This window comes from Pseudoflavonifractor phocaeensis (genome assembly GCF_021531815.1).
Lineage (GTDB): Bacteria > Bacillota > Clostridia > Oscillospirales > Oscillospiraceae > Lawsonibacter > Lawsonibacter phocaeensis_A.
Genome location: NZ_JADYUM010000023.1, coordinates 16174 through 30373 on the forward strand (window position 1 = coordinate 16174; position 14200 = coordinate 30373).

Consider the following 14200-nt stretch of genomic DNA (forward strand, 5'->3'; position numbering starts at 1 on the left):
AACAACATGATCGCACATGGGAAGGACATCAAGGTTTTTACCGGCAATTCCAATCCCCAGCTGGCAAGTGACATCTGCAAGGAACTGGGCATCCCTCTGGGCACCTCTGAGGTAGGTGCGTTTTCCGACGGAGAGAATTTCGCTTCTTTCTATGAGACCGTCCGCGGCTCCGATGTGTTCGTGGTCCAGTCCACCTGCGCTTTTGTGGACAAGGACGGGAAGAGCCACTCCGTCAACGACGCGCTGATGGAGCTGCTCATCATGATCGACGCCCTGAAGCGGGCTTCCGCCGGCCGGATCACCGCCGTGATCCCCTACTTCGGCTATGCCCGTCAGGACCGCAAGACCAAGCCCCGCGACCCCATCTCCGCCAAGCTGGTGGCCGACCTGATCACCACCGCCGGCGCCGACCGGGTGCTGACCATGGACCTCCACGCCAACCAGATCCAGGGCTTCTTTGACATCCCTGTGGACAACCTGCTGGGCTCCCCCATCTTTGTGGACCACTTTATCCGCAAGTTCGCCGCCGTCCACGCCGACACCATGGTGGTGTCCCCCGACGTGGGCTCCGTGGCCCGGGCCCGGGCCTTTGCCCAGAAGCTGGATATGCCCATGGCCATCGTGGACAAGCGCCGCCAGAAGGCCAACTCCTCCGAGGTCATGAACATCATCGGCGACGTGAAGGACAAGCACGTCATCCTTCTGGACGACATGGTGGATACCGGCGGGTCCCTGTGCCACGCCGCCAAGGCCCTGGTGGAGCTGGGCGGCGCCAAAGACGTCACCGCCTGCGCCTCCCATGGCGTGCTGTCCGGCCCCGCCGTTCAGCGCATCGGCGACAGTGTCCTGGACGAGGTCATCTTCCTGAACACCATTCCGCCCAAGGCCGGCGTCCATTGCGACAAGATCAAATACATCTCTGTGGCCCACATGTTCGCCGAGGCCATCAGCCATATCTATATGGAGACCTCCGTGTCCCCGCTGTTCCTGTAATCGGTCAAAAGGCGGAGGCGTTTGATGGAAGGCTGCGGCTGACCGCGGCGCCCGGTTCCGCGTACACCCTGAATAACAGCCCAAACAAGGGGCGGGTAAGGTTTACCCGTCCCTATTTGGATTGCCTGAAAGCTGAGAAAACGAGGAGACGCCCATGTTTTTCAAAAAAAATTCCGGCGGAGCAAGCTGGTTGTTGGTCTGTCTGGGCAACCCCGGCGATAAATATGAGAATACCCGGCACAACGTGGGCTACATGGTGGCCGACGAGGTGGCGGAGCGCCAGCACGCCCCCATTCAGAAGCTGAAGTTCAAGGCCCTGACCAATCTGCTCACCATTTCCGGGGAAAAGGTGCTGGTGATGAAGCCCATCACCTATATGAACCTGTCGGGAGAGGCGGTGCGCCAGGCGGTGGATTTCTACAAGGTGCCCCCCGACCATGTGCTGGTGGTGTCCGACGACACCGCTTTAGCCGTGGGCAAGCTGCGCATCCGGGCCAAGGGCTCCGCCGGGGGCCACAACGGCCTGAAGAACATCATCCAGCACCTGGGCACCGACCAGTTCCCCCGCATCCGGGTGGGCGTGGGGGAGAAGCCCCACCCCGACTATGACCTGGCCGACTGGGTGCTGGGCAAGTTCACCGGAGAGGACAAGAAGGCCATCGACGCCGCCGTGAAGCGGGCCGCCGACGCCATTGAGTGTATCCTGAAGGATGGACTGGACAAGGGGATGAACCGTTTCAACGGGTGAGGGGCTGCCGACCACCCCCGTTCCCACCCCCCTTTCCGCGGGGAAGAGGGGCTTTTCCCACATCTGTAGTTTCCATTTTTTGTAAGTTAAGTGAGGTACGCCATGAAACTGCTCACCGCCGCGCTCAACCGGATCCCGGAATTTCAGCAGCTCCTCTCCGCCATAGAGGGGGGCCGCTGTCCTGTGGCCCTGTCCGGAGTGGCCAATATCCACCGGACCCATGTGGCCGCCGGGATCGGCCTGATGACGGGCCGACCCGTGGTGGTGGTGTGCGCCGACGAGGGGGAGGGGGAACGGCTGGCCCGGGACCTGTCCGCGTTCACGGAGCAGCCTGTCCCGGTGCTCACCTCCCGGTCCTTCACCTTCCACAACGCGGCCACCGTCTCCCGCCAGTGGGAGCACAAGAGGCTGGCCCTGATGGAGCGGCTGGCGGCGGGGGAAGCGCCCTACCTGGTGGCCACGGTGGAAGCCCTGCTCCAGCGCACCCTGCCCCCGGCGGTGCTGGACCGGTGCCGGGTGGAGCTGAAGGTGGGCCAGACCCGGGACCTGAACGACCTGGCCGAGACCCTGTCCGCCGCCGGCTATGTCCGCTGCGACCAGGTGGAAGGGGTGGGCCAGTTCGCCCTCCGGGGCGGCATCCTGGACGTCTACGGCCCCGGTATGGAGGCGCCCGTCCGGGTGGAGTTTTTCGGGGATGAGGTGGACGCCATGGGGGTCTTCGATCCCTCCACCCAGCGGCGCACCGAGAATATTGACGCCGTCCGCCTGCTGCCCGCCGCCGAGGTGCTGCCCCAGATGGCCCCCGGCGGTCTGGCCGGACTGTCGGAGAAGCTGGGGAAGCTGGCCGCCAAGGCCACCCGGGAGGGCCAGAAGGAGCTGGCCGCCACCCTGGAGCAGGACCGGGAGGCCATTGCCCAGGGCCGCTCCTTCCCGGCCATGGACCGCTACCTGGCCCTCATCTACCCGGAGCTGGCCACCGCCGCCGATTACCTGCCCGGAGACGCCTGCGTCATCTTTGACCAGTGCCCCCGGGTGGCCGACCGGGCCAAGACTTACCAGTGGCAGCTGGAGGAGGACGTGAAGACCCTTCTGGACCGGGGAGAGCTGGACGGCGCCTGCGGGGAGTTGGCCCGGACCTTCCCCCAGCTGTGCGCCTTCCTGGAGGATTGGGCGGTGGCCTATCTGGATTCCTTCACCACCGCCGGATACCCCACGCCCCCCAAGGTCCTTTTGTCCCTCACGGCCAAGCAGCTGCCCTCCTTCGGCGCCAGCCTGGAGACGGCGGTCCAGGACCTGAGCCACTACCAGAACACCGGCTTTGCCTCCCTGGTGCTGGCATCCGGGGAGCAGCGGGCCCTGGACCTCCAGGCCCTGCTGCGGGAGCAGAAGGTGCGCTCCGCCGTGGACTTCCAGCTGAAGGAGCTGCCCAAGCCCGGCCAGACGGTCATTACCCTAGGGGGGCTGTCCGCGGGCATGGAGTACCCGGGCATCCAGCTGGCCGTCCTGGCCGAGGGGGACCGGACGGCGGTGAAGCGCCCCAGGGCCCGAAAGGACGCCACCAACCGGCAGAAGCTGAAATCCTACGCCGACCTGTCCCCCGGGGACCTGGTGGTCCATGAGCACCACGGCGTGGGCCGGTACGTGGGCATGGTGAAGATGCCGGTGGACGGCATCGAGAAGGACTATGTGAAGATCGCCTACGCGGGCACCGACGTGCTCTATGTCCCCGCCACCCAGCTGGACCTGGTGTCCAAGTACATCGGCGGCGGCGAGGACGCCAACGAGACGAAGAAACTCAACCGCCTGGGGGGCACCGAGTGGGAAAAGTCCAAGAAGAAGGCCAAGAAGGCGGTCCAGGACCTGGCCAAGGGGCTCATCCAGCTCTACGCCCAGCGCCAGCGCCAGCCGGGCTACGCCTTTTCCCCCGACTCCCCCTGGCAGCGGGAGTTTGAGGAGCAGTTCGAGTACACCGAGACTGACGACCAGCTGCGGTGCATCGAGGAGATCAAGCGGGACATGGAGCGGGCCACCCCCATGGACCGGCTGCTGTGCGGCGACGTGGGCTACGGCAAGACGGAGGTGGCCTTCCGGGCCATTATGAAGTGTGTCCTGGACGGAAAGCAGGCGGCCATTCTGGTACCCACCACCGTCCTGGCCCGGCAGCACTACCTCACCGCCATGAACCGCTTTCGGAAGTACCCGGTGAACGTGGACGTGGTGTCCCGGTTCCGCACCCCCGCCCAGATGAAGGAGACGCTGCGCAAGGTGGAGGACGGGAGCGTGGACGTGCTCATCGGCACCCACCGGCTGTTCAACAAGGACGTGCGGTTCAAGGACCTGGGCCTGCTGGTGGTGGACGAGGAGCAGCGCTTTGGCGTCCAACACAAGGAGAAGCTCAAAGAAAATTTCAAGCAGGTGGACGTTCTCACCCTGTCCGCCACCCCCATCCCCCGGACCCTGAACATGGCCCTCAGCGGCATCCGGGACATGTCCACCCTGGAGGAGCCCCCCGCCGACCGCCAGCCGGTCCAGACCTATGTGCTGGAGCACGACTGGAACGTGCTGGCCGACGCCATGCGCCGGGAGCTGGAAAGAGGGGGGCAAGTATATTACCTTCACAACCGGGTGGAGACCATCGACCGCACCGCCGCCCGCCTCCAGCTCCTCCTGGGGGAGGACGCCGCCATCGGAGTGGCCCACGGAAAGATGACCCAGGAGGCCATCGACGACGTGATGAGCCGGATGACCGACGGGGAGATCAACGTGCTGGTGTGCACCACCATCATCGAGACGGGCATCGACCTGCCCAACGCTAACACCCTCATCATCGAGGATGCCGACAAGCTGGGCCTGGCCCAGCTCCACCAGATCCGGGGCCGGGTGGGCCGGTCCAGCCGCCGGGCCTTTGCTTACCTCACCTACCGGAAGGGCAAGGTCCTCTCCGAGGTGGCCGCCAAGCGGCTGGAGGCCATCCGGGAGTTCGCGGAGTTCGGCTCCGGCTTCAAGATCGCCATGCGGGACCTGGAGATCCGGGGGGCGGGCAACGTGCTGGGCCCGGAACAGAGCGGTTTTATGCTGTCCGTGGGCTACGACATGTACCTGCGGCTGCTGGAGGAGGCGGTACTCACCGAGCAGGGCCAGCCCATCCCCACCCGCACCGAGTGCGCCGCCAACCTGTCGGTGGCCGCCTCCATCCCCGACCGGTATGTCTCCTCCCCAGAGCAGCGGATGGACCTGTACCGCCGCATCGCCGGGGTGCGGTCGGAGGCCGACGCCGACGACCTGGTGGATGAGCTCATCGACCGCTACGGCGAGCCGCCCCGGCAGGTGAACAACCTGATCTCCGTGGCCCTCCTCCGGGCGGACGCCGCCAAGGCCGACATCACCGACATCGACCAGAAGAACGGCGCTCTGCTGCTGACCATACCCAAATTCGACCTGCGCCAGGTGTCCCAGCTGTGCGGGGGCGACAAGTATAAGGGGCGGCTGTTGTTCTCCGCCGGGGAGAAACCGTACCTGTCCCTGCGACTGAAAAAAGGCGAGGACCCACTGCGGGCGGCCCGGACCTTGGTGGCCGACTACGTCGCGGGGCTGGAGGGGGTCCGGGAGGACTAAGACCGCGGTCCCGGTATATCTGAAAAATGTGATTATGACACGAAAACCCCCGCCATGATACATGGCGGGGGTTTTCGCAAAAGAAGAGAGGTCACATCACAAAGCCGAAGACCACATAGAGCACGGTGGCGCAGGCCGCGGCCAAAAGGGCGTAGGGCAGCTGGGTTTTGACGTGGGAGAACAGGTCGGTGCCCACGGACATGGAGGAGAGAATGGTGGTGTCGGAGAGGGGAGAGCAGTGGTCGCCGAAGATGCCGCTGGACACCACGGCGCCGATGGTGAGCAGGATATTGGCGTCCATGGCCACGGCCATGGGGATGGCAATGGGCATCATAATGGAGAAGGTGCCCCAGCTGGTGCCGGTGCAGAAGGCCATCACGGCGCCCATCAGGAAGATTATGGCGGGGCAGAAGGCGCCGCTGATGGTGTCGCCCAGCAGGCTGGCCAGGAACTGGCCGGTACCCATGCCCTTGATGACGCGGCCGATGGCAAAGGACAGGATCAGCAGGATGACCAGGCCCATCATGCTGCTGACGCCCTTCATGACGCTGTCGCCAAACTCCTTGGCAGTCATGATGCCCTGCTTGGTGTACATGGCGCACATGATCAGCAGCGTGATGGTGACGGCGTACAGAATGGAGGTGGTGCCGTCGCCCTCGGCCAGGTTGCCGCCGCCGGTGATGAGCAGGCCCAGGAAGGTGCCGCCGATCAGGGTGATCAGGGGCAGCATCATGTTCCATTTGTTCTCCTTGCCCTCCGGGACCAGCTCCTCAAAGCCGTCTGTGTCGTTGAGCAGGGGGGTGACGCCGTCGTCATACAGCTTGCCGGTGGTCTGGACCCGCAGCTCCGCTTTCTTCATGGGGCCCCAGTCTTTTCCGGTCAGAATGTAGAACAGGACGAAGAGGAGGGAGAGCACGCTGTAAAACTGGAAGGGCAGGCTGCTGACCAGAAGAGTCATGGGATTGCCCTGGATGTAGCCGGAGGCGATCTCCGCGGCGATCAAGCCCATCAGCATGGCGCCCCAGGAGTTCAGGGGGATGATGGCGTTGATGGGGGCGGAGGTGGCGTCGCAGATGTAGGCCAGCTTCTCTCGGGAGACCTTGTACTTGTCGATCAGGGGGCGGGTGACGACGCCGGTGAACATGATGCTCAGCAGGCCGTCGATGAAGATGATGATGCCGATGACATAGGCGATAAGCATGGCGACGCGCTTGCTCTTGACCAGCTTGCTCTGTTCGGTGAGGAAATTGACAAAGCCTTTGACGCCGCCGGAGACCCGCACCAGGATCACGAAAGCGCCCATCAGCGCGGTAAACAGGAAGGTTTTCAGGTTGCCGGTGTCGGTACAGACGCCCAGGATGCAGTTGAGTCCTTCGTTAATGGCGGTAAAGGGATTCCAGCCGCAGATGATCAGCTGCCCGGTGAAAATGCCGATCAGCATGGCCAGAGGAACTTTTCGGGTGGCGATGGCAATGGCAAGGGTCAGCAAAGGCGCTACCAGAGTCAGAAATCCGTAGTCCATAAAATCCACTCCATTATTCTTCTGTCTTTTAATACGGTCAGTATTGCGCGAACAGGGAGCCCAGGCCGCCGGTATGGAGATAGCATACCGGTCCGGTCACTTTCCCGGCCGCGACCCAGTCGTTCATACCGACCAGGACTTTGCTGTTGTACACGTTTTCGATAAAGATTCCCTCCCGGCGGGCGAAGTTCAAAACCTCTCGTCCGCTTTCCGGGGTGTTTTGCCCCCAGCCTCCGCCGCGGTAGGTGTCCGTGATCTCTGCGGCAGCCTCCACGGGGATGTCCATGGGGATACCGGTGATGTGTTCCGTCTCCCGGATGGTGGCCTGAATGTGGCGGAGCAGGGTGTCCCGGTCATCCTCCACGCTGACGATGACAATGCGCAGGGGGCTGCCGATGAGGGCGTTTCCGTAGATCAGGCCGGCGGCGACGCCGCCGTTTCCGCCGGGGGCGAAGACGGTCATGCGCTCCAGGCCCAGCTCCCTGCGCTGGCGGGCCAGCTCCACCGCCGCCGCGGTATAGCCCAGGGCGCCGCGGCCGGTGGTGGCCCCGTTGCGGACCACAAAGGGCCGCTCTCCCGCCGCCGCATAGGCGGCGGCCAGTTCCTCCATGCGGCGGTTGCGGGCGTCTCCGCCGCAGGGGCCGAGGAAATGGATCTTGGTACCCAGGAGCTGCGCCAGCAGGAGGTTGCCCTCCTTGCGCTCCGGCTCGCCGCTGTTGATGACCAGTTCACAGGGCAAGCCCACTCTGGCGCAGGCCGCCGCGGTGAGGGCGCACAGGTTGGACTGTTCCGGGCCGGAGGTCAGGACCTTGGTGGCGCCCGAGGCCAGGGCCTCGCCCAGGATGTACTCCAGGCTCCGGATCTTGTTGCCGCCCGGACCGATCCCGGTCATGTCATCCCGCTTGATCCACAGGGAGACGTCCGGCCGCGGGGAGGGGGCGCGCAGCCGGTGCAGGGGCGTGGGTCCCGGCATCAGCGCCGCGCGCTCTGTGTTCTGCAAAAAGGTTTCGATCGGGTACATGGGATTTCTCCTTACAGCTCCGCAATGGCTTCGACCTCGCACAGGACATTCTTGGGCAGGGTCTTCACCGCCACGCAGGAGCGGGCCGGCTTTTTGGTGAAATATTTGGCATAGACGGCGTTGAACTGGGCGAAGTCGTCCATGCTGGCCAAAAAGCAGGTGGTTTTGATGGTGCGGTCCGGATGGCTCCCGGCGGCTTCCAGGACGGCCTGGACATTTTTCATGACCTGTTCCGCCTGCGCCTCAATCTCATCGCCGGCCAGAAGGCCGGTCTCCGGGCAAATGGGGATCTGCCCGGAGGTAAAGACCAGGTCCCCGTGGCGGATGGCCTGGGAATAGGGGCCGATGGCCTCCGGTGCCGCGGGGGTATATATGGTTTCCATGGTAAACACCTCCACCGTCTGACCCGCCGGTTGCCGGCACGGGCAGGCCAGTACGTTACTAAAATGAAGTATAACGCTGAATAATATTTTAGTCAATAGTATTTAGTTTACTTAATAAAATATTTTTTAGCAATGTGACAGAAATGTGGGAACGGGGCACGGCGGCGAAAGCGGCCTGCCGGGACAGCGCGGGGGGCGGGAGATCCCGAGAAAAACTTTGCCGCAGATTCTTGTTTTTGCCGGTTCCCGCGTTATAATAATGTTTACTGAATAAACCGCAAAGCGGTTTATTCGCGCGGCAAGCGCCGCGCAATTTCGCAAAAACAGCTAATTTTAGCTGTTTTTGTGAAATTTAGACATTGTTACAATGCGTATTTCCGCTGGAACGCTGAGGCGCTCCAGCGGAAGGTGCAAGGATTTTGGACAGTTTTGCCCGAAATCCTTGCACTTGAACAAAGCCAATTGGCCTTGAAAGACTTGGCTTTCAAGGCTTGCGGCTTTGTTCAGTACGCATTATAATAGAATCGTTGGTTTTACTATGTATTGGAAAGGAGGTCGTGGTTTGGCCAATTATTTGGTGCTGTCTGCCGCGGACAAGATGATCCTGGAATCTTACAAGACCATGATGGATGGGCTTTCGGCATATTTGGGGGAGGGCTATGAGCTGATCCTGCATAGCCTGGAGGACCTGGACCACTCGGTGATCAAGATCATCAACGGCCACTACACGGGCAGAAAAGAGGGCGCTCCAATCACGGATCTGGCGCTGACCATGCTGGACGACCTGAACCGCAGGAAAGACCTGGAGGTAAAGCCCTATTTCAACAAGAAGAACGGAAAGATGCTAAAGTCCGTCACCATCCCCGTGGTGGGGGAAGGGAAGCGGATCATCGGCCTGCTGTGCGTCAATTTTCACATGGAGCTGTCTGTCTCCAGCTTTTTTGCCGGGTTTGTGCCGGAGGAGGTCTCCTGGAACAACTCGCCGGAGACCTTCAGCAAGAATGCGGACGGACTGATCTTCTCCACCCTGGAGGATGTGAAAGCCCAGGTCTACAGCGACATGTCGGTGTCCTCCAACAACAAAAATAAAGAGATCATCCGCCTGCTGTATCAGAAGGGCATCTTCAACATGAAAGACGCCGTGGCAAATGTGGCGGAAAATCTGGGGATCTCCAAGAACACGGTGTATCTCCACCTGAGAAACACGGAGAAAAAGTAGGAGACAGGAAGAAAATCCGCCTTGTCTCCGTATGACCTTTATGCTATGATTGACCATACTGCCGGCCGCGGCCGGGCAGACTTCCTCATTTGAAAGGAATCCTTACCCATGACTATGACAAAAAGAATCCTGGCCTTCGGGCTGACCCTGGCTCTGGGGGCCTCTCTGTTATCCGGCTGCTCCAAGGGGGACAGCGCCTCCTCCTCCGCGTCGGCGTCTTCCTCCGCCTCTAGTTCCGCCGATACTCCGGCCGTGGAGGCCATGGACCTGACCGGGGTGACCGACCCCTACCTGGCCACCGCCGGCCTGTCGGGGGACACCGTGGTGGCCACCGCGGGGGACTATGAGGTCACCGCCGACAGCCTGCTCTACTGGCTGAACTACAACATCGGCTATACCCTCCAGCAGTACAGCATGTACGGCGTCACCGAGCTGCCCTGGGACAGCGACGTGGGCGGGACCACCATGGAGCAGTCCATGCTGTATACCGCCCTCCAGCTGGCCGCTTACTACCGCCTGCTGCCCGAGGTGGGGGCGAAGGAGGGCCTGACCCTGTCCCAGGAGACGGTGGACGGGGTGGAGGCCGACCGGGCCACCATCCAGGAGCAGCTGGGCGATGAGAAGACGGCGGAGCACTACTACTGGCTGAACATGATGACCCCGGATGTGTTCCAGAAGATGTGTCTGGCGGGGGAGATGGGCACCCTGCTGCAGGAGCACTACTTCGGCCAGGGCAGCGCGGGCTATCCCACCGACGCTGAAGTGGTAGCCTACGCCCAGGATGACCTGGGCTACTACCGGGCCAAGCACATCCTTCTGCTGACTAAAAACATGGAAGAGCAGGTGACCAATGAGGACGGCACCTCCGGCTTCGCCCCGCTGGACGAGGCCACCGTAGCCGAGAAGAAGGCCAAGGCCGACGACCTCCTGGCCCAGCTCCGGGCCGCCGATGACCCTGTGGCCCTCTTTGACACCCTGATGAACGAGAACAGCGAGGACAGCGGCCTGTCCGCCTATCCCGACGGCTATACCGCCTACAAGGGCCAGATGGTCCCCGAGTTTGAGGAGGCCGCCCTGGCCCTGAAGGACGGGGAGATCAGCGGCGTGGTGGAGAGCGACTACGGCTACCACATCATCCTCCGCCTGCCCCTGGAGGACCTGGACCAGTTCCGGGACCAGCTGGTGTCCAGCAAGATGCAGGAGCTGGGGGACCAGTGGCTGGTGGACTACGCCATCCAGACCAACGACGCCTATGACGCCATCGATCCCTCCGACTTCTGGGAGAAGGCCCAGGCCCTCCAGGAGGGCGCCTACCAGGAGATCCAGGCGGTCATCAGCGCCAAGAACCCGGACAGCTCCGCGGACGGCAGCGCTTCCGGCAGCCAGGGCTGATTTGAGTACATGATATGACAGGACCCGGGACCTTCCGGCGGGAAGGGACCCGGGTCCTTTTTTGCCCATTCCCCAGGATTCCCCCAAAAACGGGACAGGCCATGCTCTATACTGTTAGGACAACCGGAGAATGGGAAGGAGCGTGGTACATATGGGCGAGTGGCACAGCAGGCCGGTCTCCCAGATCATGAAGGAGCTGGACAGCGGCCCGGAGGGGCTGACAGTCCGGGAGGGGGCGCGGCGGCTGGAGAAGATGGGCCCCAACCAGCTGGAGCAGCCCAAGGGTCCCTCCATGCCGGCCCGGGTGCTGGCGCAGCTGAAGGACCCCATGATCCTGGTGCTGTTGGCGGCGGCGGGGCTGTCTCTGGCGGCCAGCGGCGGAGAGGACTGGCTGGACGGGGTCATCATCCTCATCATCGTCCTGGTCAACGGCGTCATCTCCATCACCCAGGAGGACCACGCCCAGCAGGCCCTGGAGGAGCTGCGGCGGATGTCCTCTCCCACGGCCCATGTGCTGCGGGACGGCACGGCCCAGCGGCTCCCGGCGGCCTCCCTGGTGCCCGGAGACGTGATCTTGCTGGAGGCGGGGGACCAGGTGCCCGCCGACGCCCGGGTCCTGGAGTGCAGCCGCCTCCAGGCCGACGAGTCCGCCATGACCGGGGAGTCGGTGCCCGTAGAGAAGGAACCGGTGGAGTCCCTGCCCCCCGACACTCCCCTGGGGGACCGGCGGAACATGCTCCTCTCGGGCACCCTCATCACCGTCGGGCGGGGCAAGGCCCTGGTGGTGGCCACGGGGATGGACACCCAGATGGGCCATATCGCCAACCTCCTCCTGGAAAAGAAGGAGGGGGAGACCCCCCTCCAGCGGAAGATGGGGGAGATCTCCAAGTCCCTGTCCTTCCTGTGCCTGTCGGTGTGCGCCGTGATGTTCGGGGTGGGGCTGCTCCAGGGGAAGAATATGCTGGATATGTTCCTCACCGCCGTCTCCCTGGCGGTAGCCGCCATCCCCGAGGGCCTGCCCGCCATCGTCACCATCGTCCTGGCCCTGGGGGTCCAGCGGATGGCGGCCCGGGGGGCCATTGTGAAGAAGCTGCCCGCGGTGGAGACTCTGGGCTGTGCCAGCGTCATCTGCTCGGATAAAACGGGGACCCTGACCCAGAACAAAATGACCGTCCAGGAGCTGTGGACGCCCCCGGGGGGACACCGGCGGGACGCTCTGGTGGCCGGGTGCCTGTGTTCCGACGCAAAGCTGGTGTGGAAAGCCGGAGCCCCCACAGCCTCCGGCGACCCCACCGAGGGGGCGCTGGTGGTGGCTGCCGCCCGGGAGGGGGTGGACCAGGGCAAGCTGGAGGCGGAGCGGCCCCGGACGGCGGACATCCCCTTCGACTCGGGGCGGAAGCTCATGTCCACCATCCATCCCCGGCCGGAGGGGGGGTGGACCGTCTTTGTCAAGGGGGCGCCCGACGTGCTCCTGGACCGCTGTGTGGCCGGGCCGGCAGGCGCCCTCACCTCCGCCGACCGCCGCAGGGTGCTGGCGGCCAACGAGGAGATGGCGGAGAAGGCCCTGCGGGTCATTGCCGTGGCCCGGCGGGAGCTGGCCATTCTGCCTCCGGGCCTGGAACCCCGGGCGGTGGAGAGCGGATTGACCTTTCTAGGCCTGTTCGGCATGATGGACCCGCCCCGGCCCGAGGTGCGGGCCGCCGTGGACAAGTGCCACCTGGCGGGGGTGCGCCCGGTGATGATCACCGGGGACCACCGGGCCACCGCTGCCGCCGTGGCCCGGGAGCTGGGCATCCTCCGACCCGGGGGATTGACGGTGACGGGGCCGGAGCTGGACTTTATGCCCCAGGAAATGCTGGAGGAGGACATTGAGAAGTTCTCCGTCTTCGCCCGGGTGTCGCCGGAGCACAAGACCCGCATCGTCAAGGCCTGGCAGAAGAAGAGCCACGTGGTGGCCATGACGGGGGACGGGGTGAACGACGCCCCCGCCCTGAAGGCGGCGGACATCGGCTGCGCCATGGGGAAGGCGGGCACCGACGTGGCCAAGGGGGCCGCTCACATGATCCTCACCGACGACAACTTCTCCACCATCGTGGCCGCTATCGAGGAGGGGCGGGGCATCTATTCCAATATCCGCAAGGCGATCCATTACCTGCTGTCCTGCAACATCGGGGAGATCTTCATCATTTTTGTGGCCACCCTTCTGGACTTCGGACAGATGCCCCTGGTTCCGGTGCAGCTGCTGTGGCTCAATCTGGTCACCGATTCCCTGCCCGCCCTGGCTCTGGGGGTGGAGCCGGTGGAGGAGGGAGTCATGGAGGAGCGGCCCCGGGACGCCCGGGCCGGGCTGTTCAGCAAGCAGTTTTCCCTGCGGCTGGCCTGGCAGGGACTGATGGTGGGGGGACTCACCCTGGCGGCTTACTTTTTGGGCTTTACCCGGCTGGCGGCTCCGGGACTGGAGGGGGCCACGGCCAACACCATGGCCTTCGCCACCCTGACCCTATGCCAGCTGTTCCACGCTTTCAACGTCCGCAGCGAGGACCGGTCCCTGTTCTCTCAGGGGGTGCTGTCCAACCCGGCCATGAACCGGGCGTTCCTGGTGGGCATGGCCCTCCAGTTGTCGGTACTGCTCATTCCGCCCCTGCGGGGGGTGTTCTCTGTTATCTTAATGAGCGGTCGCCAGTGGCTCACCGTGTTCCTGCTGGCCATGGCCCCGGTGCCCATCTGTGAGGCGGGCAAGGCCCTGACCCGGCGGGACTCTGGAGCGGGAAACATGGCAAATCCCCTTACACGCCAAAAAACGGCCCGTAAATTTTAGTTTTATGAGGATTTCGCCTGCGGGCGGGACGGGAGATGGGGATGTTTCACCTCCGGGCGAGGTACTTTTGTAGAGATACAAAAGTACCAAAAAATCTCCGGGGCTTCGGCCCCGGCCCCCAAGGGGCGTCCTACAAAAAGCCTGCCTCACGTCCGGCGTGCAAAGCCCTGGTTTTGCTGCCTCTCCATCCGGGCCTCCCAGGCCCTGAGTGATCAGAGAATGGGGCGCCTCTGCCACTGTCCTACGGCGCCTGAGTTTCCTAATTGTAGGCCGTGGTTCCTGACTGCGCAGCCCGTCCCCCAGCAATCTTCTGGTTCCTTTTGCATCGCTGCAAAAAGAACTCGCCCCGCAGGGCGAAATCTCTTTGCCTCTATCAACGAAAATTTACATCTGGCTGCATAACCTCCCTCCGTTCCGGCAAACTATTCCGGAAGGAGGGAGGCTTTATGTTCCAACGCCCCACCGACCCGCCCCACCCCAGACAGGAGT

At 63.5% G+C, this 14200-nt stretch carries 9 protein-coding genes; 6 read left to right on the forward strand and 3 right to left on the reverse strand.

Annotated elements, in window-relative coordinates; genetic code table 11:
- The first annotated feature begins 6 nt into the window (after positions 1–6).
- From I6E42_RS11715 to mfd, 3 genes are all read left to right on the forward strand, one after another.
- On the forward strand, positions 7–993 hold the full coding sequence (locus I6E42_RS11715; RefSeq protein WP_235372193.1) for a ribose-phosphate pyrophosphokinase: 987 nt from the start codon (positions 7–9) through the stop codon (positions 991–993).
- Positions 994–1147: 154 nt separating this feature from the next.
- Positions 1148–1741, forward strand: a complete 594-nt coding sequence (pth, locus tag I6E42_RS11720) for an aminoacyl-tRNA hydrolase (protein ID WP_235372194.1) — start codon at positions 1148–1150, stop codon at positions 1739–1741.
- Positions 1742–1843: 102 nt separating this feature from the next.
- Positions 1844–5356 carry a transcription-repair coupling factor gene (gene mfd / locus I6E42_RS11725; RefSeq protein ID WP_235372195.1) on the forward strand — a complete coding sequence of 1171 codons (3513 nt, stop codon included), beginning with the start codon at positions 1844–1846 and terminating at the stop codon, positions 5354–5356.
- Between the two features lie 91 nt (positions 5357–5447).
- Here the strand turns inward: mfd and I6E42_RS11730 are convergent, their stop codons facing one another.
- Genes I6E42_RS11730 through I6E42_RS11740 form a run of 3 tightly spaced genes read right to left on the reverse strand, consistent with a single transcriptional unit; the run spans position 5448 to position 8282 of the window.
- Positions 5448–6878: a Na+/H+ antiporter NhaC family protein gene (locus I6E42_RS11730; protein WP_235372196.1), complete on the reverse strand. Its 1431-nt coding sequence runs from the start codon at positions 6876–6878 to the stop codon at positions 5448–5450.
- A 37-nt stretch (positions 6879–6915) separates the two neighbouring features.
- Positions 6916–7899 (reverse strand): 1-aminocyclopropane-1-carboxylate deaminase/D-cysteine desulfhydrase, encoded by a 984-nt coding sequence (locus I6E42_RS11735; protein ID WP_235372197.1) that lies wholly within the window; start codon positions 7897–7899, stop codon positions 6916–6918.
- An 11-nt stretch (positions 7900–7910) separates the two neighbouring features.
- Positions 7911–8282: a RidA family protein gene (locus I6E42_RS11740; protein ID WP_235372198.1), complete on the reverse strand. Its 372-nt coding sequence runs from the start codon at positions 8280–8282 to the stop codon at positions 7911–7913.
- Positions 8283–8844: 562 nt separating this feature from the next.
- On the opposite strand from I6E42_RS11740, the gene I6E42_RS11745 reads away from it, so the two are divergent.
- From I6E42_RS11745 to I6E42_RS11755, 3 genes are all read left to right on the forward strand, one after another.
- Positions 8845–9501: a helix-turn-helix transcriptional regulator gene (locus I6E42_RS11745; RefSeq protein ID WP_235372199.1), complete on the forward strand. Its 657-nt coding sequence runs from the start codon at positions 8845–8847 to the stop codon at positions 9499–9501.
- Between the two features lie 108 nt (positions 9502–9609).
- Positions 9610–10893: a peptidylprolyl isomerase gene (locus I6E42_RS11750; protein ID WP_235372200.1), complete on the forward strand. Its 1284-nt coding sequence runs from the start codon at positions 9610–9612 to the stop codon at positions 10891–10893.
- Between the two features lie 151 nt (positions 10894–11044).
- Complete coding sequence (locus I6E42_RS11755; protein ID WP_235372201.1) at positions 11045–13711, forward strand: cation-translocating P-type ATPase; 2667 nt, start codon at positions 11045–11047, stop codon at positions 13709–13711.
- Positions 13712–14200: the final 489 nt, after the last annotated feature.

Excerpts from the sequence above, each read along its gene's own strand:
- I6E42_RS11755 (WP_235372201.1), top strand. The coding sequence starts at position 11,045 with ATGGGCGAGTGGCACAGCAGGCCGGTCTCCCAGATCATGAAGGAGCTG.
- I6E42_RS11750 (WP_235372200.1), top strand. The coding sequence starts at position 9,610 with ATGACTATGACAAAAAGAATCCTGGCCTTCGGGCTGACCCTGGCTCTG.
- pth (WP_235372194.1), top strand. The coding sequence starts at position 1,148 with ATGTTTTTCAAAAAAAATTCCGGCGGAGCAAGCTGGTTGTTGGTCTGT.
- mfd (WP_235372195.1), top strand. The coding sequence starts at position 1,844 with ATGAAACTGCTCACCGCCGCGCTCAACCGGATCCCGGAATTTCAGCAG.
- I6E42_RS11735 (WP_235372197.1), bottom strand. The coding sequence starts at position 7,899 with ATGTACCCGATCGAAACCTTTTTGCAGAACACAGAGCGCGCGGCGCTG.
- I6E42_RS11740 (WP_235372198.1), bottom strand. The coding sequence starts at position 8,282 with ATGGAAACCATATATACCCCCGCGGCACCGGAGGCCATCGGCCCCTAT.
- I6E42_RS11730 (WP_235372196.1), bottom strand. The coding sequence starts at position 6,878 with ATGGACTACGGATTTCTGACTCTGGTAGCGCCTTTGCTGACCCTTGCC.
- I6E42_RS11715 (WP_235372193.1), top strand. The coding sequence starts at position 7 with ATGATCGCACATGGGAAGGACATCAAGGTTTTTACCGGCAATTCCAAT.